General features: G+C 33.1%; 21 protein-coding genes. 15 read left to right on the forward strand and 6 right to left on the reverse strand.

Annotation, left to right across the window (positions count from 1 at the left end):
• Nucleotides 1-14: 14 nt before the first annotated feature.
• From ruvX to B2145_RS09815, 3 genes are read right to left on the reverse strand one after another with little or no spacing between them, the layout of a single operon-like run.
• Nucleotides 15-431, reverse strand: coding sequence for a Holliday junction resolvase RuvX (gene ruvX / locus B2145_RS09805; protein WP_291101673.1), 417 nt, complete (start codon nt 429-431; stop codon nt 15-17).
• A complete protein-coding gene (locus B2145_RS09810; RefSeq protein WP_291101675.1) occupies nt 432-713 on the reverse strand; it encodes a type II toxin-antitoxin system RelE/ParE family toxin in 282 nt (93 codons plus the stop codon).
• The gene (locus B2145_RS09815) at nt 703-936 is read right to left on the reverse strand and encodes a hypothetical protein (protein ID WP_291101677.1); all 234 of its coding nucleotides are present in this window, start codon (nt 934-936) and stop codon (nt 703-705) included. The genes B2145_RS09810 and B2145_RS09815 overlap by 11 nt, the downstream gene beginning before the upstream one ends.
• A 99-nt stretch (nt 937-1,035) precedes the next feature.
• Here B2145_RS09815 and B2145_RS09820 point away from each other — a divergent pair, with 99 nt between their 5' ends.
• The 3 genes from B2145_RS09820 (at nt 1,036) to B2145_RS09830 (ending at nt 3,732) form a co-directional block, all read left to right on the forward strand.
• Nucleotides 1,036-1,851, forward strand: a complete 816-nt coding sequence (locus tag B2145_RS09820) for a 2,3,4,5-tetrahydropyridine-2,6-dicarboxylate N-succinyltransferase (RefSeq protein WP_291101679.1) — start codon at nt 1,036-1,038, stop codon at nt 1,849-1,851.
• A gap of 18 nt (nt 1,852-1,869) precedes the next feature.
• Nucleotides 1,870-2,847, forward strand: a complete 978-nt coding sequence (locus tag B2145_RS09825; RefSeq protein WP_291101681.1) for a glycosyltransferase family 2 protein — start codon at nt 1,870-1,872, stop codon at nt 2,845-2,847.
• A gap of 123 nt (nt 2,848-2,970) precedes the next feature.
• A complete protein-coding gene (locus B2145_RS09830) occupies nt 2,971-3,732 on the forward strand; it encodes a glycosyltransferase family 2 protein (RefSeq protein WP_291101682.1) in 762 nt (253 codons plus the stop codon).
• Between the two features lie 10 nt (nt 3,733-3,742).
• Here the strand turns inward: B2145_RS09830 and B2145_RS09835 are convergent, their stop codons facing one another.
• Together B2145_RS09835 and B2145_RS09840 are read right to left on the reverse strand one after the other, a co-directional pair.
• The gene (locus B2145_RS09835; RefSeq protein ID WP_291101684.1) at nt 3,743-4,708 is read right to left on the reverse strand and encodes a hypothetical protein; all 966 of its coding nucleotides are present in this window, start codon (nt 4,706-4,708) and stop codon (nt 3,743-3,745) included.
• A gap of 49 nt (nt 4,709-4,757) precedes the next feature.
• The gene (locus tag B2145_RS09840) at nt 4,758-5,645 is read right to left on the reverse strand and encodes a lysophospholipid acyltransferase family protein (RefSeq protein ID WP_291101686.1); all 888 of its coding nucleotides are present in this window, start codon (nt 5,643-5,645) and stop codon (nt 4,758-4,760) included.
• Between the two features lie 82 nt (nt 5,646-5,727).
• On the opposite strand from B2145_RS09840, the gene B2145_RS09845 reads away from it, so the two are divergent.
• The 8 genes from B2145_RS09845 to B2145_RS09880 all read left to right on the forward strand — a co-directional run bounded on the left by B2145_RS09845 (nt 5,728) and on the right by B2145_RS09880 (nt 12,729).
• Nucleotides 5,728-6,333 carry an L-threonylcarbamoyladenylate synthase gene (locus tag B2145_RS09845; RefSeq protein ID WP_291101688.1) on the forward strand — a complete coding sequence of 202 codons (606 nt, stop codon included), beginning with the start codon at nt 5,728-5,730 and terminating at the stop codon, nt 6,331-6,333.
• A 42-nt stretch (nt 6,334-6,375) separates the two neighbouring features.
• Complete coding sequence (locus B2145_RS09850; RefSeq protein ID WP_291101690.1) at nt 6,376-6,759, forward strand: GxxExxY protein; 384 nt, start codon at nt 6,376-6,378, stop codon at nt 6,757-6,759.
• A gap of 23 nt (nt 6,760-6,782) precedes the next feature.
• Complete coding sequence (locus tag B2145_RS09855) at nt 6,783-8,198, forward strand: CCA tRNA nucleotidyltransferase (RefSeq protein WP_291101692.1); 1,416 nt, start codon at nt 6,783-6,785, stop codon at nt 8,196-8,198.
• 56 nt (nt 8,199-8,254) lie between these two features.
• Nucleotides 8,255-8,545 (forward strand): hypothetical protein, encoded by a 291-nt coding sequence (locus tag B2145_RS09860; RefSeq protein WP_291101694.1) that lies wholly within the window; start codon nt 8,255-8,257, stop codon nt 8,543-8,545.
• Between the two features lie 282 nt (nt 8,546-8,827).
• The gene (locus tag B2145_RS09865) at nt 8,828-9,850 is read left to right on the forward strand and encodes a COX15/CtaA family protein (RefSeq protein WP_291101696.1); all 1,023 of its coding nucleotides are present in this window, start codon (nt 8,828-8,830) and stop codon (nt 9,848-9,850) included.
• Between the two features lie 465 nt (nt 9,851-10,315).
• Complete coding sequence (locus B2145_RS09870) at nt 10,316-10,873, forward strand: sugar O-acetyltransferase (protein WP_291101698.1); 558 nt, start codon at nt 10,316-10,318, stop codon at nt 10,871-10,873.
• A gap of 96 nt (nt 10,874-10,969) precedes the next feature.
• The gene (locus B2145_RS09875; protein WP_291101700.1) at nt 10,970-11,509 is read left to right on the forward strand and encodes an IS1096 element passenger TnpR family protein; all 540 of its coding nucleotides are present in this window, start codon (nt 10,970-10,972) and stop codon (nt 11,507-11,509) included.
• 161 nt (nt 11,510-11,670) lie between these two features.
• Nucleotides 11,671-12,729 carry a nucleoid-associated protein gene (locus B2145_RS09880; RefSeq protein ID WP_291101702.1) on the forward strand — a complete coding sequence of 353 codons (1,059 nt, stop codon included), beginning with the start codon at nt 11,671-11,673 and terminating at the stop codon, nt 12,727-12,729.
• 623 nt (nt 12,730-13,352) lie between these two features.
• Here the strand turns inward: B2145_RS09880 and B2145_RS09885 are convergent.
• Nucleotides 13,353-14,420 carry a hypothetical protein gene (locus B2145_RS09885; RefSeq protein WP_291101704.1) on the reverse strand — a complete coding sequence of 356 codons (1,068 nt, stop codon included), beginning with the start codon at nt 14,418-14,420 and terminating at the stop codon, nt 13,353-13,355.
• Nucleotides 14,421-14,958: 538 nt separating this feature from the next.
• On the opposite strand from B2145_RS09885, the gene B2145_RS09890 reads away from it, so the two are divergent.
• From B2145_RS09890 to B2145_RS09905, 4 genes are all read left to right on the forward strand, one after another.
• On the forward strand, nt 14,959-16,785 hold the full coding sequence (locus B2145_RS09890; RefSeq protein WP_291101706.1) for a PAS domain S-box protein: 1,827 nt from the start codon (nt 14,959-14,961) through the stop codon (nt 16,783-16,785).
• Complete coding sequence (locus B2145_RS09895; protein ID WP_291101708.1) at nt 16,775-17,176, forward strand: response regulator; 402 nt, start codon at nt 16,775-16,777, stop codon at nt 17,174-17,176. Before B2145_RS09890 ends, B2145_RS09895 begins: the two co-directional genes overlap by 11 nt.
• A 206-nt stretch (nt 17,177-17,382) precedes the next feature.
• A complete protein-coding gene (locus tag B2145_RS09900) occupies nt 17,383-19,710 on the forward strand; it encodes a T9SS type B sorting domain-containing protein (RefSeq protein ID WP_291101710.1) in 2,328 nt (775 codons plus the stop codon).
• Nucleotides 19,711-19,733: 23 nt separating this feature from the next.
• Nucleotides 19,734-24,806: a T9SS type B sorting domain-containing protein gene (locus B2145_RS09905; RefSeq protein WP_291101712.1), complete on the forward strand. Its 5,073-nt coding sequence runs from the start codon at nt 19,734-19,736 to the stop codon at nt 24,804-24,806.
• Nucleotides 24,807-24,825: the final 19 nt, after the last annotated feature.

The following is a 24,825-nucleotide window of genomic DNA, read 5'->3' on the forward strand; positions in this document are numbered from 1 at the left end:
CGAGAATAACATCCCTAAAACATTTTTCGAGACAAATAATCCTGCAACATAATCGTTGCGGATATTTCGTCAATCAGTGCTTTGTTTTGACGTTGTTTCTTTTTTAATCCGCTGTCAATCATCGTTTGAAAAGCCATTTTTGAAGTAAAACGTTCATCTACCCGAATGACTTTCATCTCCGGAAAGTGATTGGTGAAATGAGTAACAAATCCTTTTATAATCGAAGCACTTTCCGATGGTTGACCGTTCATTTGTTTGGGTTCGCCAATGAGGACTGCCTCTACTTTTTCTTTGGAAAAATAATCTTTCAAAAAAGCGATTGCTGTTGCGGATGGAATGGTCGTCAAACCCGAGGCAATAATCTGCAGTTCGTCCGTAACGGCTATCCCCGTTCGTTTTTGTCCGTAATCTATGGCGAGAATTCTTGGCATTTATAAGGATTCTTTATGTTTTATAAAACCGAAAACAGTAATAGCATCTTGCTCTAAATCAATTTTATAAACGCAAGTATAACCTTTAAAAACACAATCACGAATGTTTTCATCGTTATAATAAATAGATTTTTTGGAATGAAAGGGTTGCTTCAAGTCTTTTCTTAATTTTTTAATTAAATCACTTTTGAATTTTCTTGCAGTTTGAGGTTTGTCTTTTGAAATATAACGAACTTGATTATTCAATTTTTCGATAAATTTTGCTTCAAAACTAACTTTCATATTCTGAAATAGTTTTTTCAAGAATTGCATCTAACTCCTCAAAAGAGTAAAGTTTTGCTGTTCCGCTTTTAATTTTTCCCAAAGAAGCATCTAATTCTCTTTTATTTCTAATAAACTCCTCGTCTTCCCAAACGATTTTCAATTCATCGGATGAAAATGTACTCAATAATTCCAAGATTTTGGCTTTTATTTCTGGCTGAAATTCTAATCTAATTGCTTCCATAATCAATACAATTTAAAGTACAAATATATAACATTTTCAATTCAATTTGACTTTTTGCTTTTGGTTAAAAATCCTATCTTTGTCCAAAATCTAACGAATATGAACGAATTACAATCCATCATAGAACAAGCTTGGGAAAACCGCGCTTTGTTACAGGAAACCGCTACAACAACTGCCATTAGAGAAGTTATAAAATTATTGGACGCAGGAAAACTGCGTGTTGCCGAACCAAAAGGGGACGGCTGGCAGGTAAATGAATGGGTAAAGAAAGCCGTTGTTATGTATTTCCCAATTCAAAAAATGGAAACCCTAGAGTCTGGAATTTTTGAATACAACGACAAAATGCTTCTTAAAAGAGATTATGCCGAAAAAGGAGTTCGTGTAGTTCCAGGAGCATCTGCCCGTTATGGTGCTTATATTTCGAGCGGCGTTATTTTGATGCCAAGTTATGTAAACATTGGTGCTTATGTAGATGAAGGAACAATGGTAGATACATGGGCAACCGTTGGAAGTTGTGCACAAATTGGAAAAAACGTACATTTAAGTGGCGGTGTAGGAATTGGTGGCGTTCTTGAACCATTGCAAGCGGCTCCGGTAATTATTGAAGACGGAGCGTTTATAGGTTCACGTTGTATTATTGTCGAGGGTGTTCACGTAGGAAAAGAAGCTGTTCTTGGAGCGAATGTTTGTTTGACTGCTTCAACAAAAATAATTGACGTGACTGGAGAAACTCCAGTAGAAAGAAAGGGTTTTGTTCCTGCACGTTCTGTCGTGATTCCGGGAAGTTATACCAAAAAATTTGCAGCCGGAGATTTTCAGGTCCCTTGCGCCTTGATCATTGGCACACGCAAACCATCAACCGATTTGAAAACGTCTTTGAATAATGCGTTGAGAGAATATGATGTTGCCGTATAAACTTACACTACACTTTTAATGATTGATGTTTCTGTCGTTATTGTAAATTACAAAAGTTGGGATGCATTAAGAGAATGTCTTGAAGCCCTAACAACTATCCACAGCAATAGATTTTCTTTTGAAACTATTGTTGTGGATAACCATTCTAATGACGGAAAATTAGAAGCATTCGAAACTCTATTTCCCTCCATTAATTTCATTAAAAATTCAGGAAATAATGGCTTTGCCAATGGTTGTAATACTGGAGCCAATTTAGCAAAAGGGGATTATTTACTCTTTCTAAATCCTGATACAGTTGCTGGCGAAAATGCCATTTATGAACTTTGGAATAGCGCAAAAAAAAACCCTGATTTTGGCATAGTTACCTGCACCCAACTTAACGAAAAAGGGAAAACATATAAAGAAGTTCGGTTTTTTCCAAGTTTAAAAACCTTGTTTGGTTCCTTCCGAGCTATCAATAAACTTTTTACTAGAAGCAAAATCATTCGAGATTTCAATCCAGATAAAACAATAATTTTTCCAGATTGGGCGACTGGTGCCGTAATTTTTATGAGTGTAACTTGGTATGAAAAGATTAAAGGTTGGAATGAAAAATATTGGCTTTATTTTGAAGATGTAGATATTTGTAAACGTGTCGCTAACCAAGGTGGAAAAGTAGCTTTGTTAAGACAGACATCAATTTTACACAAACATGGCGGTGCTTCAAGGATTAATATCAAAACCAAAGCACTAACAAAAACCGAAGTATTAATTTCACAACATGTTTATTTTAATGAGCATTCAAGAGGTTTTGAGCGCCTATTAATTCAATTTTTAATAGTATCGTCTTTACTTTTTGAAAAAACGGTAATGGCAATCTTGGGAATTATATTCTTTTTCGTTCCAAAACTAAAAGTGAATTTTTATATCTTTAAAAATCTTTTAACCTACTATATTTCCGCCATTTATAATCGAACATGGACAAGTTCTCGATCAATGCTTTACAAACAACATTAAGATAAAGAATCTTAATAAAAAATAGAATCAATACTTTTAATTGTTATTATTGATAAGTACAAAACTTATGCAAACAGAACTGACAATTACGGTAAAAAGAATTCAATCTTTAAAAAAAAACTGATGCCTACTAATAATACAAAACTGTCTATATTAATTTTAACCTATAATGAAGAGCGTTATATTGGTGAATTATTAGAAAAAATAGGATTTGCAGATGAAATAATCGTTGTAGATTCTTTCAGCACAGATAAAACAATTGAAATAGTAAAATCATTTCCGCATGTAAAATTGATTCAAAATAAATTTAAAAACTATGCCGATCAAAGAAATTTTGCAATTGATAATTCAAAAAATGATTGGATTCTTTTTTTAGATGCAGATGAAAGACTTACGCCCAAATTGAAAGTCGAAATAGTGGATTTACTAAAAACTACTCCAGATGCAGATGCTTATTCAATGCCAAGAGTTTTTATGTTTAAAGATAAAGCCATGCGTTTTACAGGCACACAATCTGATATGGTTTTACGGCTTTTTGATAAAAATAAATGCCAGTATCAAACTAATAAATTGGTACATGAAAAGCTAGAAATAAAGGGAAAAGAAGCCCAATTAAAAAATAAAATGATTCATTATACCTATTATGATTATTTTGTTTTTAAGAAAAAAGTAGCCTCTTATGGCAGATTGAAAGCTGAAGAAAAAAATTTAAAAGGCAAGAAATATAACATTATTATGCATTTCTTCCATCCTATTTTTACTTTCATAAGCTATTATATTCTAAAATTTGGATTTCTCGATGGTTATCGAGGAATTGTATTGTCGTATTTATTTGCTTATAGCGTTTATGTTCGCTATGAAGAGCTTAAAAAATTACAACAATAGACTTTAAAATTTAACCATCTATAAAAACTTTTTTAAACTTTTCCATTACTTTACTAGGCGAATAATCCTTTGAATAAGCATCGTAATCCTTTAAAGGATTTGGAGTAAAATTTTCGATAATAGTGGTTAATTTTTCTTTATTTTCATAAAGTATTGCTTTATCTCCTAATATATCAATATGCGATTTTTCTTTTGAATTTTCCCAAGTAATAATAGGCTTATTTGAAATTGAAAATTCACCAACAGCTATACCAAAACTTTCTCCTTGTTTTCGCGCATGTAAATAAGCATCACAAGTATTTATAAACTTAGCTTTGTAAATTTCGTCCACAGTTGACGGCAAAAATATAACATTATTATAAGGCCTAAATATGGTTTTAAAAACAAACGAATCTGTTCCTAAAAATAAAAAATAAATATCTTTTCTTTTTCTAGATATATGCTTAACTACAGATTTTACGAAAGAAATATCGAATGTTTTATTACCTCCATGACGCCCAAAAACTATGGCATCCTCTGGAATATTTAATTCTTTTCGCAAATTAAATTCACTTTTTTCAACATGTATCATATGAGGCACAAAAGGTGAAACACCATTTGTCATTTCTTGCGAAAGCCACTCCGAAACATAGGCATAAACATCACCATGTGGTTCATGATTTTTAAAAACAGAATGAATTACTGTCTTACAACATGAAACCTCAACACCATCTTTTTTTCCTGATTTTATAGCATAAAAAATATCTGATTTTTCATTTTCTACAATTTTTTCCAATTCAGATATTTCACTATAATCAACTACTTTGAATTTTTTATTAAATCTTTCTACTGCAGAATCATAGTTGTGTTTATTAGTTTTATTATATAAAATTACCGATTCATTATTCAATATTTCTTCATTGAAAAGAGCATAATTATATACTGCGTTAGAAGTTCCTCTATAGGATAATTGATTTTCATGAAATATAATTTTCATATTTATTTATTTTAATTATTTTTTATATAAAACCATCTAATCCTCTATTTTAAAAAAATTTCGGATTCTTGTCTTTATGCTTCCAACGATTATGTGTCCAAAAATAATATTCTGGAGCTTCAATTATTTGTTTTTCTACTTTTCTCAAAAATAAATCTGTAATTTCAAAATTTGGAACTTCTTTTGCATTTTTAGACATTACCTCAAATTCAGCCTCGTAAAACCCTCTTTTTATTTTTTTAACTTTCAAAAAGATTACATTCATATCAAATTTTTTAGAAAGCATTTCTGCTCCTACATATACCGGGACCTCAATATTCATGAAATTTGCCCAATAACTGTTTTTTCTTACAATTGGCGATTGATCACTTGCAAAACCGTATAATGACTTAATATTTTTGTCAAAATTATTTTCAATCAAAGAAATAGATTTATCAATAGGAATTAAATGAGCCTTAAATTTTGATCTTATTTTCCGAACTAAAATATCAAAATATTTGTTTTGAATAGGCTTATAAATAGCGTACCCTTCATACGCTATTTTACTATTCATAGACACAACCCATTCATAACTAGCATAATGAGAACACATCAAAGCAATGCTTTTTCCTTCTTTTTCAAGAGAATTATAAACTTCTAAATTTTTAAAAACAAACCTTTTATTTATTTCTTCATTAGAAATTCCCATCGTTTTTATCATTTCCAAGAACATATCACACAAATGCTTGTATGATTTTTTTTCGATATCTAATTGTTCCTTTTCTGATAAATGAGGTAAAGCTAAAGTTAAGTTTTTCCTAACCACTTTTTTTCTGTATCCAAAAATATAATATACGAAAAAATAAACGATATCAGATAAAATATACAGAAGTCTAAAAGGCAAAACCGATATTAATAGTAAAATCGGGTAGGCTATCAAGTAAATTAAAAGTTGCATTTTTTTATTATTATTTTTTGCAAATATAACTAAAAGTATATACTTTAACTTTGTATTATCTTTGCCAAAATAATTTTATAAAATGAACATCAACGAAGAAGTACTCAAAGCATTTGAAATAATACAACAAGGCGGAATAATTCTTTACCCCACTGACACCGTTTGGGGAATTGGCTGCGATGCAACTAACCCAGAGGCTGTTGCCAAAATCTATAAACTCAAGCAACGCGCCGAAACGCAAAGCATGATTGTTTTGATGAATGGAGAAAAAATGATGTACAACGTATTCAAGGATATTCCTGAAGTGGCATGGCAAATTATGGATTTATCCGACCCGAGTCCCGCTAGTTTGCGGGACGAACAGGCGAAGCAAAAACCAATTACCCTAATTCTTGACAAACCGCGAAATGTAGCGCCAAATTTGATTGCTCCCGATAACACTTTGGGAATTAGAATCGTAAAAGAACCTTTCTGTTTCAAATTAATGGAAAAGATGAAAAAACCATTGGTCTCCACCTCGGCAAATATTTCAGGGCAACCCACTCCGAAAAGTTTCAAAGAAATTAGTCCCGAGATTATAAAAGGTGTGGACTATGTTGTAAATTTGCAGCGCGAAAAAATTGCCGGAAAACCATCTACAATCATCAAATTAACGAATGATTCGCAGGTAAAAGTGATTCGAAAATAGATTTTATTTACCGCAGATTCGCAGATTTTAAATAAAAATAATATGTCTGAATATTTATACGAAGAAGAAAGTTATCAGATTATCGGATTATTATTTGAAGTGCATAAAAATCTGGGTAAAGGATTTTCTGAAATTGTTTATAAAGATGCTTTAGAATTTGAATTTCAAAATCTTAACGTCCCGTATGAAAGAGAAAAAGAATACTCTGTAATTTATAAAAACACGGTCTTAAACCACAAATTTTATGCAGATTTTATAGTTTTCGATAAAATTATTCTTGAAATAAAAACCATAGATTGTTTCAACAACAGTCATTATAATCAATGTTTAAACTACTTAAAGGTTTCTAAAAACAAATTAGCAATACTTGTAAATTTCAACTTAGTATCTTTAGAATACAAACGCATCATAAGTTCAAAAAATTAATTTGCGAATTTGCGGTAAAAATTATGAATTACACAAAAGCCTTAAACAATAAAATATTCGAAGTCATTTCTCAAGCATCCCAAGAACTTAATATCGAAAGTTACGTAATTGGTGGCTTTGTGAGAGATTTAATCCTTAGAAGAGATTTCAAAAAAGATATCGATATTGTTGCCGTTGGCAGCGGAATTGAACTAGCGTTAAAAGTTTCGGAATTACTTCCCAAAAAGCCAAAAGTCCAAGTTTTCAAAAATTACGGAACAGCTATGCTACGTTTTGGAGAAATTGACGTTGAATTTGTGGGTGCTCGAAAAGAATCTTATCATTTTGAAAGCCGAAATCCGGTTGTCGAGAACGGTACGCTCGAAGACGACCAAAACCGTCGTGATTTTACCATAAATGCTCTTGCGTTGTCTTTAAACAAAGCTAATTTTGGAGAACTTTCAGATCCTTTTAACGGATTGAAAGACATGGGAAACAAAATTATCAAAACACCACTCGATCCAGACATTACTTTTTCTGATGATCCGTTGAGGATGCTTAGAGCGATTCGTTTTGCGAATCAATTAGGTTTTGAAATCGACGCAAAATCATTGGAATCAATCGAGAAGAACAAGGATAGAATCAAGATTATTTCGGGCGAACGAATTGTTGACGAATTGAATAAAATCCTTGAAACTGATAAACCTTCGATTGGATTTTTATTATTGTACAAAACTGGGCTTTTGGATATAATTCTTCCAGAATTGACGGCCCTAAATCAAGTCGAAGAAATTGAAGGTCAAACCCACAAAAATAATTTTTATCACACGCTGGAAGTCGTCGATAATATTTGCCCAAATACGGACGATGTTTGGTTACGCTGGTCGGCACTGTTGCACGACATAGGAAAAGCACCAACCAAACGCTTCAATAAAAAACAAGGCTGGACCTTTCACGGACACGAGTTTCTTGGCGGAAAAATGGCCAAAAAAATATTTGAACGTTTACACATGCCGTTGAACCACAAAATGAAATTTGTGCAAAAAATGGTTATGATGAGTTCACGTCCCATTATTTTATCGCAAGATGTTGTTACCGATAGTGCGGTGCGCCGTTTGGTTTTTGATGCCGGTGAAGATGTCGAAAATTTAATGACCTTGTGCGAAGCTGATATCACCACCAAAAACCCGAATAAATTCAAAAAATACCATCAGAATTTTGAAATCGTTCGCAAGAAAATTGTAGAAGTCGAAGAACGCGATCACGTTCGAAATTTTCAGCCACCTATTTCTGGGGAAGAAATAATGGAAATATTTAATTTGAAACCGTCACGCGAAATTGGAGTTTTAAAAGAGGCCGTGAAAGAAGCAATTCTTGAAGGCGAAATCCCAAATGAATATCAAGCGGCGTATGATTTTGTTATTAAAAGAGGAGAAAAATTAGGATTGAAGAAAGTTTAACCACTGTTTAGGATAATTTTTAAAGATTTTATTTAATTTTACTAAAAATTGAGACTATGAGTACTTCTGAATTAAAATTAGATTTGATAGCCCAAATTATTGCAACTAATGATAGTGTTCTTTTGGATAGAATTAGAGAAATCATAAACTCTTATGAATCAAATTTGTTAGTTAATGAACCAACTTCAACGTATGAGAAAGTAGATTCTGAAAAAGTTTATGTTTTTAATGAATGGCAACAAAAAAGAATTGATATTGCTTTAAAACAAATTGAAAATGGCGAATATATTTCTGATGAAGAAGCTCAAATTGAAATAGAAAAATGGTTCGAAGAACAAGAAAAATAGTTTGGACAAGCTTTGCAAGGGAATCAAGAACTGCAATTTTTTTGTATTGGAACAAGAGAAATAAATCTAACAATTATAGCAAAAAATTAAACCTATTATTTCAAGAATCATTGCAACAACTTATCGTTTTTCCTGAAAGTTCCATAAAATCAAATAATCAAAATATTAGACTCAAAATCGCAAGTCATTTCGAAATTATTTACTCAGTATCAGATACTCAAATTTTCGTTATAGACATCTGGGACACTCGCCAAAATCCACAAAATTTTCCAATTCAAATAAATGAAAAATAAAAATAAATCAATAATAATCTGGCTACTTTCAGGTTGTTTTTTAGTGTTTGTAATGGTTGTCGTGGGCGGAATTACACGCTTGACAAATTCTGGACTTTCAATGACCGATTGGCATTTGGTAACGGATACTTTTCCACCGTTGACAGAAGCGAAATGGCAGGAAACCTTTGAACAATACAAACAATTTCCAGAATATCAAAAAATCAATATTCACAACGATTTTACTCTTTCCGATTATAAATACATCTATTTCTGGGAATGGTTTCATCGGTTAATTGGACGTGTTCTTGGATTTGTTTTCATCATTCCATTTGTTTATTTTTTGATTAAGAAAAAAATTGACAAAGCTACATTGAACAAATGTTACATTCTGTTAGGAATGGGTGCTTTGCAAGGATTTTTAGGTTGGTTTATGGTGCGAAGCGGTTTGATTGACAATCCAGATGTCAGCCATTTTAGATTATCATTGCACTTGACTTTTGCTTTTATCACCTTTGCTTATACACTTTGGGTGGCTTTGGATTTGATTTACCCCAACCGAAATGAAGTCATTCTTCCGCTCAGAAAAATTGCCCGTTTTGCTTTGGCTTTCTTATTACTTCAAATTATTTACGGTGGATTTGTTGCTGGACTGAATGCTGGATTAATTCACAATCATTGGCCAATGATGAGCGACGGACAATTTCTCCATGAAAGTGTTATTTTAGAAAAAGACACTTGGTTTAAAAGACTTACCGAAGGCAAAAGTGGTGTTCAATTTGTTCACCGAACTTTGGCCTATGTGGTAGTTGGATTGATCTTGTTTTTATTCTATAAAAGTTCCAACTATTCACTTTCACAACAACAAAAAAACGGTTTAAATTCTTTGGTAGTAATTGTGTTTTTACAATTTACACTGGGAGTTTTTACTTTGCTTTATAGTGTTCCTTTGTGGTTGGGATTAACACATCAAGTGGTTGCTTTCTTTTTGTTGACGGCAATGACTTATACTTTGCATCGATTATCAAAGTAGTGAATTTTTCAATGGTAATTATCAAAAAATCATCATAGAAATAATCTATACCCATTGTCTAAAATATTATTTATGAACTAGTTATATAAAATCATATAATCTATTAATTTAAGAATAATTTCACCCGATTCAGTTTTAAATTTCGAGTGTTTTCCTCTACTCCCCATAACTTCACCCTATCCAAAAGAAGGTAAAACCAGTTTGAAATGGAAGTTATACCGCTAGTTATTTCAAATTAGTCCAATAAAAATTGAACTAAATGAAATATACAGCGGCATTATACTAGAACGATTGGACTAAAACATACTAACCAATGGTATTACTGTACAACACAATATTTTATTTTGCTGAGGCAAATATATTTAGCCAAAAAAAAATCAAGAAATATTAGCTGACTCAATTATATGATTTTTAGGATAAATTGCATTCATTTTCTTTTATATTTACGATAAACAATTGCCTTTTATGAAAACAGAAAAAGAAAAAATGATTGCCGGAGAACTCTATCTTTCCGGAGGGAATGATCTCAAAAAAGAACGTCGCAAAGCCAAAAATTTGCTCCATCAGCTGAATATAACCGAATACCGAATGACCAAAAAAGCACGGTTGATACTTGCTGAATTGATACCAAATGCTGGCAACAATTTGTATATTGAGCCTCCTTTTTTTTGTGATTATGGGTATAATATTGTTTGCGGAGACAATGTCTATTTCAATGTTAACTGTGTTGTTTTAGATTGTGCCAAAGTTACCATTGGTTCTAATGTATTGTTTGCACCCGGCGTTCAACTATACACCGCATCGCATCCATTAGAATCTGAAACTCGCCGCACACACGAACTTTCGAAACCCATAACCATTGGTAACGATTGCTGGATTGGAGGAAATGTAATTATATGTCCCGGAATAACCATTGGAAATGGTTGTGTAATTGGTGCAGGTTCGGTGGTTACAAAAGACATTCCTGATAATTCGATGGCGGTGGGAAATCCGGCAAAAGTGATTAAAAAATTAAATCTTTAAATTCTATAACTAAAAATCTTTTCAACAAATCGTAATTCGTAATTCGTAATTCGTAATTTATATTTTACCTTTGCTTTTTCAATAAAAACACCCATTATGGTTTATAAATTTAGAGTAATTCTCGATGCCGAAGAAGATATATTTAGAGATATTGCGATACTTGCCGATGATACTTTAGAAGATTTTCACAACGCCATTTTCAATTCCTTTGGCTTTGACGGGATGGAAGTGGCCTCTTTCTATACTTGTGATGCTACTTGGAATCAAGAAGATGAAATTCCAATGTTTGATGCCGGAGATATTCCAGGTGAACAAAAAACGATGAGTGATTATTTGCTTTCGGATATTTTGGATAAGGAAAATACCAAAATTATCTATGTCTATGATTTTATCAATATGTGGACTTTTCTAGTAGAATTAGCTGCTGTCGAAGAAATTGTTGCAGGAAACACCTATCCAGAAACCATTTTTTCTCACGGAGAAATGCCTGACGAGGCGATGGAAAAACATTTTATTGCCGATGATGATGAGGAAAATTACAATGAATTTGAAGACGACCTTGACGAAGATGACCTTGACATGTTTAGCGGGGACGATAGTTTTGAGGACTACGGGTCTGAGGAAAATTGGAATTAATCCTCTCCCCGACCCTCTCCAAAGGAGAGGGAGGTAAAACTAGATAAAAAAGACACTTCTCATTTCGGAGTAAAAAACAACAAAAAATACAAACTAAAAACACTCACCTCTCGTCTTCCCTCTCCTTTGGAGAGGATTGGGTAAGGAAAACTTCTTCAAAAATGATCAACTTATTTAATACACATATTGAAACTTTATCAATCCACAGAGTTGGAAACAAAAGTCGCAACGAAGCACTATTCTTATCGGAACAATCCTTTAATTTGAACGATGAAGTTGTGCCTTTGATGAAAGAATATTTCTTTAGACCTTTCAGGGAAAAAGAAGAAAACTATTTTCAATTTGCCCACGAAGTTGATTTGGAATACAATGATATGTTCAAATTGGCAACTCAAATATTCGAAGATCCAAGTAGTTTGCATGAAGTATCCAAAAAAATAACCACGCATTTATTTGAGCAATCAAATCATCCACACATTAAAAACGGAGAGGTTTATGTTACTTATTTAACCAATGTAAATATCGACAATAATGTTGTGGATGCCATTGGGATTTTCAAAAGCGAATTACAATCCGATTTTTTACAGTTTGAAGAAAAAGAAACGAATCTCGAAATGATTTTGCAACACGGCATAAACCTCAGCAAACTCGACAAAGGCTGTTTGATTTTTAATTATAAAAAAGAAGAAGGATACAAAATCCTGACTGTCGACAGCAACCGCTATGATGCACGTTACTGGTTGGAACATTTTCTTTCGGTTGACGCATTTGAAGATGAAAATTTCATCACCAAAAAATACTTGAAATTCTGCCAAGGTTTTGCAAAAGATGTTGTTTTTCCTGCCGAAGACAAAAAAGAAGAAGTTATGTTCATGAATCGCAGCGTGAATTATTTTGCAAAAAATGACCAGTTTGAAGAAAGTAATTTCTTGAATGAAGTTTTGGACAATCCTGATTTGCTTCCTGAATTTAAAAACTACAAAGTAGATAAAGGCGAGAAATACAGTATCGAAGACGTGACTTCGTTTCCTATTGCCAATGCCGCAGTCTCTGATGCCAGAAAATCCATCAAAAACGTAATCAGTCTCGACACCCATATTCAAATAAAAATGGATTTCATCAATCCGGAAAGTGCCGAAAAATATGTGGAAAAAGGTTGGGACGAAGAAAAACAAATGTATTATTACTTAGTTTATTTTAATAAAGAAGTGAAGAACTAGCATTTAGTTCTCAAAGTAATAAATAATTCGATCCTCAATTAGTAAAATAATTGGGGATTTTTTATTTTTTTTCTCTATTCAACGTCAAATTATTGCACTGAAACAATCAAATAAATTATTATTTGTAAGTATTTATATATACAAATTATTTAATTATGTATTTAATCGATTTTATTTGACTTTTAACCGATTGTTTTTTAAGTTTACTATCCCAAATCTAAATGACTGAATGTGAACACTAATACAATAAAGAAAAGAATTTTATCAATAAAAATTTTGTGTTCGTTATTCGGACATAAGATTATCATAACCAGAAACGTGACAGGCCACTTTAAGGAGTATAAATGCTCAGTCTGTGGTTTAGAATTGACAAACGACCTTAAAGGCCATAAAACATTTCTCACCCCCGAGCTCAAAGACATTAATGAAGCATTAATTAGTCTTTATAAAAAAAACCATTTCTCAATCCAATAATTTCATCCTAAAGCCCCAAAAAGATGCTATTACTAATTTTAATAAAAAGCCTACACCTATTGAGACAGAAAATAAATAGGGATCGAATTACACGAATGGCCCAGATATAACTTTAATTTACCTGCACAAAGTCTATTTTAATTGGGTTGTTACTCGACGTTAGGATTAAAGACATCAACGTTTTTATAATTCCTTGTGATAAAATCAAAAGTTGCGTTCAGTACATTTCCCATAGATTTTGCTCTTTTAAAATTCAAATCACGGGTATAACGGAACAATTCTAATTTTAGTTGCTCTACATTTTCTTCCGGAGCAATAATATCGTTGCTCATAATTTGCAATAATTTCCTGATGCGGTTTTCAGCCGAATTAATTCTTTTGGCCAGTATCGCCCGTTCTTCATTTTTATACTGCTCAATTGAACTTCCCTGAAGTTTATCTTTGACCAATTTTACCATGGGATAATTTTCCTTAAAAAACTGTGGCCTATATACTTTTAAATTTCCTTCATAACATTGCTGGTCAAAATCAATGGGACGAATTCTATAAACCACTTGATCAAAATCGTGAATGGGAACAATTACATAATTATAAGCCCTCATATCTCCAAGAAGCCGAATCATGCAGCGCTCATTGAACTTTACAAACTCTTTTGCAATTTGTGATTTCTCTACATCCGTACATTTCGTCAGAAGCGTTTCCATAAATACATCCCCTGGAATACCCATAATATGTTCCTCTATCAAGGTGTCTTTATAAACCAAAAATTGTATTTTATCCGGAGAAAGAATATGCTCTAATTCTAGTCCATAAACGCGGGAAGCATCGGCCTTTTTGACGTAAAAATAAACATAATTATCATTCAAAATATTCCTGACTTTAATTCGAAAAGGTCTGGAATTTCCAAAAGTACAGTAGTCAATTGCATCAATATTCAAAATTTTTATTGTTTCGGGATTACCATCTGAATACAAATAAGAATACACTTTCTTTAAATTCAAATCGATTTCATTTCTTTCAAATTCGCTATAATACACCCGAATCCACAATGTGTCTTGATCGTTTTTATCAAATACATTTATGGAACCTGAAAAGCGCAACAAATCATCATAAAAAATAGAGACTTTAGAAATTCGGTCAAATCGTTCCAAATAATCTAAAAGCAAATTATTTAAAGGATAAGTTGGTTTTTTGAAAACCATTAATGGCTGACTCATTTAGGATACATTTTATGCAAATTTACATTAAATTATAGTTCAGTAGTAATGAAACCCCAACTACTTCATCCTTCATAAAATCTGAATCACAATTATTCTGAAAACCAAGGTGTAAAAAAAAGCCACATACGTTTCAATTTTTGAAAACCACATAAAACGTGACCAAACAAAACAAATGCAATCAAATAAAATGGGTTGAAAAAGGTTGAAAATAAAGAAGAACCAATCCGTTTTTCCTTGGTATATACCAATAAAAAAAGCTAGACATACAATATTCAGTGGCAGCTGCAGTTCTGATATTGTAAAAAATGAAGCAATCTAAAAACCAATCCTCTAGTACAAAAGTAGTTGGGTGTTTTTTATATCAATTCTTAAAATTAAAACACGAAAATTACCTTTTTCAAAATCGTCAAATTGTAAGTGTTTTAATGTTTTTAAAAAAATATTGTATTTAATCGCATTAATTTGCCGTTTGTCGAATTATTTAATATATTTGGCCATCCACGGGACATTTAAATCATTAAATTTAAAACCTACTATGAAAAAGTATGAACTCTATTTCAAGGCTGCTCAATCAGTTAAAATTGGGATTTGGAAAGTAAACTTAGAAACCAATCAGGTTTCTTGGGATGATGTCACAAGAGACATTCATGAGGTTGCTGATGACTTCATACCAAATATTGAAAATGCAATTAATTTTTATACTGAAGGGGAGGATAGAAATAAAATCAAATCAGTTGTTGAAAGAGCCATTGCTGAAGGAGTTCCTTTTAATGAAAAATTTCAAATCATCACCGCTGAAAAAAACATCAAATATATAGAAAGCATTGGTCAGATTGTATACAAAAATGAAAAACCCAGCCAATTATTAGGCACTTTTCAAGACATTACAAAGGAACAGAATTTGATGAATGAGCTTCAGTTGAGTGTTGAGAAATTCTTTTCTATTTTTTCGAGTGCCAATGATGCCATTTTTATTATTGATTCTTCAAATGGAGTCATAACAGATTGTAATACAAGATCTATGGAGCTTACCGGATACAACAATTCAGAATTAATAGGTTTGCACAATTCTGAATTATTTCCGGTTAAGCAACGAAAAGGAATCAAAATTTTCCTTGCCAAACATTTAACAAAAGACGATTATATTGTTAATGAAACTTACATTAAAACTAAATCCGGAGTCATAATTCCTGTAGAAGTGGCTTCCGGCAAAAAATTTAAGGTAGATCGACAAACTTATTTGGTTTGCTTTTTCAGAGACATTACTGAGCGAAAAATTGTTGAAGAAAAAATGAACATGCTGTCACTTTCGGCCTCCGAAACCACAGACACTATAATAATCACAAATCCAAAAGGAAAAGCAGTCTGGGCAAATAATGCTTATTTAAATCTGACAGGCTTCAGTATGGAAGAAATATTAGGTGAAAAGCCAGGACATTTGGCAATAGGCCCCGAAACAGATTTGCTCACATTAAATAAAATGCGAAAAGCCATTCTGGATAAAAAAAGTGCAAAAGTCATTATTATTAACTACAATAAACTAAAAGAAAAATACTGGTTCGAATTGAATATCACCCCTGTATTTGATAGCCAAGGGAATTGTATCAATTTTGTGGGAGTAGGTCGAGATGTCACTTCCCGAAAAGAAAAAGAATTAGAACTCAAACGACTACTGGAAGTCACAAATAATCAAAACAATAAGCTTTTTAACTTTGCCCATATCGTTTCGCATAATATCCGCTCCCATACCAGCAATTTATCCATGATTGTAGATGTTATGGAAAACACGGAGGATATAGACGAAAAATTATCCTACATTGATTTATTGAAAGAAGGAACTGAAAAACTATCTGAAACGATAGAATATTTGAACGAGATCATCACTATTCAGGAAAACGACACAATTGAAAAAAAGAAAATTCTTTTGAAAGATGAAATCGAAAAAACAAAAAGAGCATTGAGTTTCTCCATTAAAGAAAGTCAAATAACGATAACCCATACCATTCCGGAAGATTTAATCGTGAACGTCATTCCCGCTTATTTGGACAGTATTTTACTGAATTTATTTACAAACGCCATAAAATACAAATCCACAGAATGCAAAGCCCTTTTAGAAATTGGTTTTGAAATCAACGAATATTATACAATAATAACCTTTAAGGATAATGGTTTAGGATTAGATTTAGCCAAAAACGGGCATAAAATTTTTGGTATGTATAAAACCTTTCATGGTAATGAAGATGCAAAAGGAATTGGATTGTTTCTTATCAAAAATCAACTTGAGGCTATGGGAGGAAAAATCGAAGTGGAAAGTGAAGTAGGCCAAGGCTCCCTTTTTAAAATTTATTTAAATGAAAAATAAAAAAACCTACATTATTGATGACGATAAAATATCGTTAAAATTAATGAGCTTGCTTATTTCCAGAAATAAGTTTAGCGAGGAAATCAATTCGTTTTCTAATGCTCAATCTGCGTTAGACGAATTAAAAAAAAATTGTTCCGATATAGAAAATTTACCCGATATAATTTTGCTGGATTTGAATATGCCTGTCATGGACGGTTGGCAATTTCTGGATGAATTCATCTGTTTACCAATAGCGAAAGACATTTCTGTTTTTATAGTCACTTCTTCAATTAATCCCGTTGATATTGAAATGTCAAAAAAATATAATATGTTAAAGGGCTACATCATGAAGCCAATCACGGCAGAAAAATTGAAATCTATGACAAATTTAATTGGTGTAATATCCTAATTCCAATTTAACCGCAACAAATTCTTGTCTTGCTCATCCCCTATAAAGTCTAAAAAAACAAACTCCCTTAAAAACAATACTCACTATTCATAGCCTCAATAAACGTTTTGGCAGTATCAAATACGCTGATTTGATGACACAATGCAAATGCATCAAACTTTAAGCGATTATTAAAAAACAGAGATTTGTAGTATCTTTGTGAAGCTATGAGATCCGTAAAATCGATTTTATTTTTCACCTTTATTTGTTGCTTTACAACTATTGTATTTGCACAAAATATTACCGTAGATGACGCTAAAACAGCCCCAGAACTGGTCGAAAATGTGTTGGTAAACAGTTCTTGTGCCAATGTTTTAAATATCATGGTATCAGGAAATACCACAACGGGACAAAATAGTTATGGGTATTTTAATAATCAAGGCGGCAGTTTTCCTTTTAAGGAAGGCGTACTTTTGAGCACTTGGAGTAGTCAAAATTCTATAGGACCTTTTCGCAGTGATATTGGAGGAACGTCATCTTGGGCAGGGGATTCCGATTTAGAAAAGGCATTAGGTCTGGTTTTAAACTCAACTGAGAATGCAACGGCTTTAGAATTTGATTTCATACCTTTAACGAACTTTGTAAGTTTCGATTATTTATTTGCCTCCAATGAATATGTAGAAGATTTCCCATGTAACCATTCGGATGGATTTGCATTTCTAATAAAAGAAGGAAGTGCTGCTATTTATGAAAATTTAGCCTTAATTCCAGAAACAACGACAGCTGTTTCATCATATAATATTCATCCTGCAATATCTAGCTTTAAAGATTCCTATGGAAACCAAATTGATGGCTGTTCAGCAAAAAATGAAACCTATTTTGGGTCATTAAATACCGCTATAACAAATACTAGTCCTATAAATTATAGTGGGCAAACTATAAAAATGAAAGCTCAAAAGGCCGTTACGGCAGGAAAAACCTATCATGTAAAATTAGTTGTTGCTGATAGTGACAGCAAATACTGGAATTCAGCCGTTTTTCTGGAAGCAGGAAGTTTTATTGAAGAAATAAAATTAGTAACCGATAACCCGAATCCAATTTGTTTTGGAAACACAACAATAATTAAAACAGAACTTACAGATCCTACTAATGTTTATAAGTGGTATAAGGAAGGGAACTTGATTCCTTGTTCCGACTCAAGCTGTGAAGTTTCTGATGCCGGTATTTACAAAGTTGAAGTGACTTTTGGTTCATCAACCTGCTCAATTAAAGGCGAAATAAAAATAGAATACACTCCAGAAATCGTACTATCAAACACAATACTAATACAATGTGATGATAATGGAGACGGAATAACCATTTTTGATTTGACCAAAGTAGACAACATCATAAAAAATAATGATTCGAGTTTAAGTCTAGCTGTGTACTATGAATCTTTAGTTGATGCTCAAAATAAAAAGAATCCCATTACGAATCCTGCAAATTATCAAAACACAACAACAAACCAGATGATTTTTGCAAGAGTTGAGAATACTTTTGGTTGTGCAAACTATGCGAAAGTTACACTTCAAATTTCAAAGAATAGCATAGCTCCACAAAATCCCGTTTCAACTTGTGACGGTGATGTTAACCAAGATGGCCTGTACCATTTTGATTTAAATACACAAGTTACACCTCAGGTTTTGACTGGGTTAACTGCTGGATTAATTGTAGAATATTATTTAAATCCTAGCGATGCCGTTTCTCAAAAAAATCCTTTGCCAAACATTTTTAATAATACTACCGCAAATCGACAAATTATCTATGCTCGAATCGTAAACGGTCCAGATTGTTATGGAATTGTTCCCATTACACTTGTTGTAAATACATTTGACCCACCCAATTTTCAAGATGAAACGGCTGTTTTGTGTGATGGCTCTTCAACAAATTTAAGCGTTGCTTCCGGTTTTTCGAGTTATTTGTGGGATACTGGTGCTAATTCAAATACGATTGCAGTTACAACTCCAGGAAATCATTCAGTAACCGTTACTGATACAAATGGATGCACAAAAACAAAAAAACTCGCTGTTACTGTTTCCGAAATTGCAACCATAACTGGGGCAACCATTAATGATTTTGCAGGAAACGAAAATTCAGTTTTAATACAATATACCGGGGTGGGAAATTACGAATTTTCGCTTGACGGATCCTATTTTCAGGATAATCCTTTCTTTGATAGAATTGCGCCCGGAACCTATACCATTTATGCACGAGATAAAAATGGTTGCGGATTGTCGATTCCGTATGTGATTTATGTTTTGGATTATCCCCGTTATTTTACTCCAAACGGTGATGGATATAATGATGTTTGGAGAATTAAAAATCTTGACTTATTCCCCAAAGCCACGATAACCCTTTTTGACCGCTACGGCAAATTACTGAAACAAATCAGCTCATCCGGTTCTGGCTGGAACGGAACATTCAACGGATATGAATTGCCAGCGGACGATTACTGGTTTAATTTAAACTTTGGTGACGGGAAAGTAATAAAAGACCATTTTTCATTAAAAAGATAGACATATTTTATTATTTTTATCCAATGAAAAAAGCGGCATTCCTTTTCTTTATTTTCGTATCCATAAGTTGTTTTGCCCAATTTAGCAAAACACATTATATACCGCCGTTAACATGTGCCACCAATTTAGCCGGTGATCATTATTTATACATCTCAACTCCGAGTATCAAAGACGTTAATTTCAAAATTATTGAAATTGGCGGAAGCATTATAAACAAAGTGGTTAACAACAGCAACCCAGTTGTGTATCCTATTGATCAAGGAGACAATACACAATTATTTACCCCTAAAACAAATATTGGAAAAGTAAGTAATAAAGGATATGTAATAGAGGCCGACGATTTAGTTTATGTAAGTGTAAGAGTAAATTCAGGTTATAACTCGCAAAACAACACTTACGTTCATGCCGGAGGACTTGTTTCAAAAGGAAATAGTGCCCTTGGTACAGCATTCAGATTAGGCGCCATGCTAAATCCGCTTTATGATACCTCGCTATTAAATTTCGCTTCCATTTTATCAACAGAGAACGGCACGAAAGTTACTATTTCTAATATTCCAAACGGCACAATACTTTCAAACGGCACAATTGTTAATGGGACAATAATTGTTACTTTAAACAAGAATGAAAGCTATGTTTTGGCTTTTGTAAACTATACTAATTCTGTTTCTAACAGTTCCAAGATGATTGGTGCTTTGGTCGAATCGGACAAACCAGTAGTAGTGAATTCAGGTTCATTTGGAGGAAGCAATAGTTCAACTGTTAATACTCAGGGTAATCCAAATGGAAGGGATGTTGGTTTTGATCAAATAGTTCCTTTTGAAAAAACAGGAAAGGAATACATTTTTGTAAAAGGAAAGGGAACAGATGAGTTGGAACGCGTTTTATTGATTGCCCATAAAGCCAATACTATCATTTATTTAAATGGTAGTTCAAGCCCCTTTACTACTCTGATTAATGCAGGAGATTATGTCCCTATTGATGGAAGTCAATTTAACAATGGTAATTTATATGTTACTACCTCCGAAAATGTATTTGCTTATCAAAGTATAGGTGGTATCGCGTCACCTGCCAATCAAAATTTGTTTTTTGTTCCCCCATTAAATTGTGCCACGCCAAATACTGTTGATAATATTCCATATATAGATAAAATAGGTGGTGTATCCTATAGTGGAACTCTAAACATAGTCACCGAAACAGGAGCTACAGTTCTAATAAACGGCAGTCCTATCGGAATTTCGCCAGTTACCATAACAGTTCCAAATACATCAACCACAACTTACGAAAGATATACCGTAACTGGTCTATCAGGCAATGTTTCAGTAAAATCTACCAAACAAGTTTATGTTTCTTACTTTGGAACAAATAATGCTGCAACTTATGGCGGTTATTATTCCGGTTTTGACACAAAACCCGAAATTACATCCGAAATAAACATTGGTGCTTCTTCCTCTTGTATTCCTAATGTGGTTTTGAAAGTAAATTCAATAACTGCTTATGATACCTTTGAATGGTTTTTTAACGATGTTAAAGCTCCCGGCATTTCAAACCAAAACACTTACGCCCCGACTCAACCAGGTTTCTACCAAGTAAAAGGAAGTATAACTGGTTGTAGTTCGATGCTTTCAGATAAAATTCCGGTTAGTAGTTGCTCAACCGATATAGATAATGATTCAGTAAATGATAATATTGATTTAGACAACGACAATGATGGAATTACCAATTGTACCGAATCGTATGGCAACCAAAATATCGATGTTTCAAATGCTGCCGTAGGAACTATAGCTATAGGTGGTTATTCCAATTCCTTTACGGGAGTAATTACAGCTACTGGAGGAACATTTACAGGAAGTACCGATGGCAGTTTTATTACGGAAGTTCCAGCCGGAAAAGGAAATAGTGTAACTTACAAAATGGATTTTGACAAACCCATAAGTTTAGGACTTGAATATATCACCACAGCAAACACAACCGATCTATTAAATGCCGATGCCGAATATGTCGTCAATTCTGATATTGATAAAACCATAACTGTACTTAATCCTGACAATCAACTTTTGATTGACACCAATTATGATGGCGTTTATGAAAGTGGCGTTACCCAATTTTCTTCCTTTGAAATACGGTTTAGATTAAATAGCACTACTCCTTTGGCAGCCGGAACAGGAACCTTCAAGTTTTTAACGTACTTGACGAATTCGATAAGTTTCACCCATAAAAATCTATCCGACAGTGCTCCAAATAAATCGACATTAAAGTTCTTTGCTGTTTGCGTCCCAAAAGATTCTGATGGCGACGGTGTTGCTGACCAATTGGATTTAGATAGCGACAATGACGGAATTCCCGATAATGTAGAAGCCCAAGGTAAAAAATTTATTCCATTTTCGAATAAAGACCTAAATAAAGATGGATTAGACGATGCTTATGGAACAGGAATTAATCCGGTTGATTCTGATACGGATGGCGTTCTGGATTATTTGGATTTGGATAGCGATAATGACGGAATTTACGATTTGGTAGAATCTGGAAGTAGCGCAACAGATGCTAACAATAATGGTATTATTGATGGAAATGCTTTTGGAACAAACGGTCTTTCTGATTCTCTTGAAACACCAACAGATTCCGGGGTTCTTAAATATTCTGTTTCAGATACTGATGGCGATGGTATTAAAAATTATATAGATCTTGACAGTGATAATGATGGCTGTAACGACGTCGTTGAAGCCGGTTTTACGGATTCCAATGGCGATGGTTTGTTAGGAAACATTGCCCCTCCAACTGTCAATGGATTGGGAATTGTAACAAGCGGAAATGTTTATAAAGCGCTTCCAAATAATAATTATATAATTGCTGCCCCAATTAGTATAACCAGCCAACCCGTGGTTTCACCAACCTGCGAATTGCAAAATGCCACAATTACATTAGTAGATAATGGAGGAAACACTTATCAATGGCAAATTTTTGCTGCTGGAAGTTGGAATGATCTTGCTAATGATGATGCAACTTATGCCGGAACCAAAACAAATACTTTGTCAATAACAAGTGTGAAAAATGCCATGAATGGTTACAAATACCGTGTTCAATTGAACAAAACGGGGAATTCTTGCGGTTTGCCTTCAGCCGAAACCGCATTAACCGTTTATGCTTTACCAGTAGTCAACAACGTGACCATTATTCAATGCGATGATGATGCCGATGGAATTACTCAAATAAATTTAAAAAACCAAAATAGTAACATTTCATTAAATTATAAATTAGAAACTTTTAAATATTATACTTCAAAAATTGGAGCCACAAAAGATAGTGTAGCTGATTTTATTCAAAATGATTCAACCTATGTAACCGCAAGCAAAAGTATTTGGTCAAGAATCATTAATAAAAATGGTTGTTATAGTATTGCAGAAGTTAAAATTATGATTTCTGCTCCAAAAGTATCACCCAAATTACAAGTATTTCCACCCGTATGTGATGATAATTTGGATATAAATGGTATTAATAATGCCAATAACAATAAAAGAGATGGTATTGCAACATTCGATTTTAGTGGAGCAACAGCCAATTTAGGGTTACCTTTTGGGTATTCTGTAACTTATTATCGGAAAAAAGAAGATGCAGAATCCGAATTAAATCCTATTTTAGATCCGAGCCATTACAGAAACATTGGTTATCCAAGTTCGCAAGATATTTGGGGAAGAGTTAATAGTCCGATAGATAATTCTTGTTTTGGACTCGGACATTATGTTACAGTAAACGTTGAAAAATTACCTTTTGCTAATCCCGTTACAATTCCTAGACAATGCGATGACAATCAAGATGGGATTTTTACTTTCAACACGTCAAATTTAGAAACAACTTTATTAGGAACTAATCAAACATTTCCAGTTACTGTGACCTATTTTGATGCTGCAAATAGTCCTTTGAAAGATGCTAATGGAATTTTGATTACAAGTCCTTTTCCTGCAACATTTACAACGAAATCCCAAACCATAAAAGCTGTCGTGACTAATAATTCGGCATTAAAGTGTTTTGATGAAACACTTATTGTATTTACAGTCGATGATTTGCCGGAAGCATTTCCAATTCCAGTAAATTTAACAACAGTTTGCGATGATGAAATAAATCCTTTAAACCAAGATGGCAAATTCGCTTTTGACACCTCTACATTCGAAGCAACAATTTTAGGAGGACAAACAGGAATGACGGTTAAATACTTTGACAATAATGGAAATCCATTATCAAGTCCGTTACCAAATCCATTTATTACAGGGACACAAAATATCACAGTTATTGTAGAAAATCCAATAAACACAAGCTGTTCTGCAAAAGTAATTTTACCATTCACGGTAAATCCATTACCAAATATCAACTTGAATACAAATGGAAGCGAAAATGAATTAGTCTGTTCCAATCTTCCTGCCTTTTTTGTAAAACTCGATTCAGGAATTCAAGACGGCTCTCCTGCAAATAATTACACTTATGTTTGGTCAAAAGATGGAACTGTTTTACCTGGCGAAAAGGCGCCAACATTAGATGTAAACGCTGAAGGAATTTATACTGTTGAAGTAATTACTCTTTCCGGTTGCAGCAGAATTCGAACCATAAAAGTTACCGCCTCGGATGTGGCACATATTGAAAACATTGTTATTGTTGATTTAACCGATGTAAATTCGGTAACCGTAAATGTTAGCGGCCAAGGTAAATATGAATATAGTTTAGACGAACCTTACGGTTCTTTTCAGTTATCCAATTTCTTTGATAATGTGCCAGCTGGAATTCACGAAGTATTTATTAATGATATAAATGGATGTGGCACAGTAAGTAAAACCATTTCAATAATTGGTGTTCCAAAATATTTTACCCCGAATGGTGACGGATATAATGATTATTGGAATGTAAAAGGAGTGAATGCCAGTTTCAATTCAAATTCGACTATTTACATTTTTGACCGATACGGAAAACTACTTAAACAAATAGTTCCTTCAAGTCAAGGTTGGGACGGCACCTTCAACGGCACACCTTTACCATCTGATGATTATTGGTACACGGTAAAATTAGAGGATGGAAGAGAAGTCAAGGGGCATTTTAGTTTGAAACGATAAATTAGAATCTAATTATAAA

Source organism: Flavobacterium sp. UBA5153, assembly GCA_002413745.1.
Taxonomy (GTDB): Bacteria; Bacteroidota; Bacteroidia; order Flavobacteriales; family Flavobacteriaceae; genus Flavobacterium.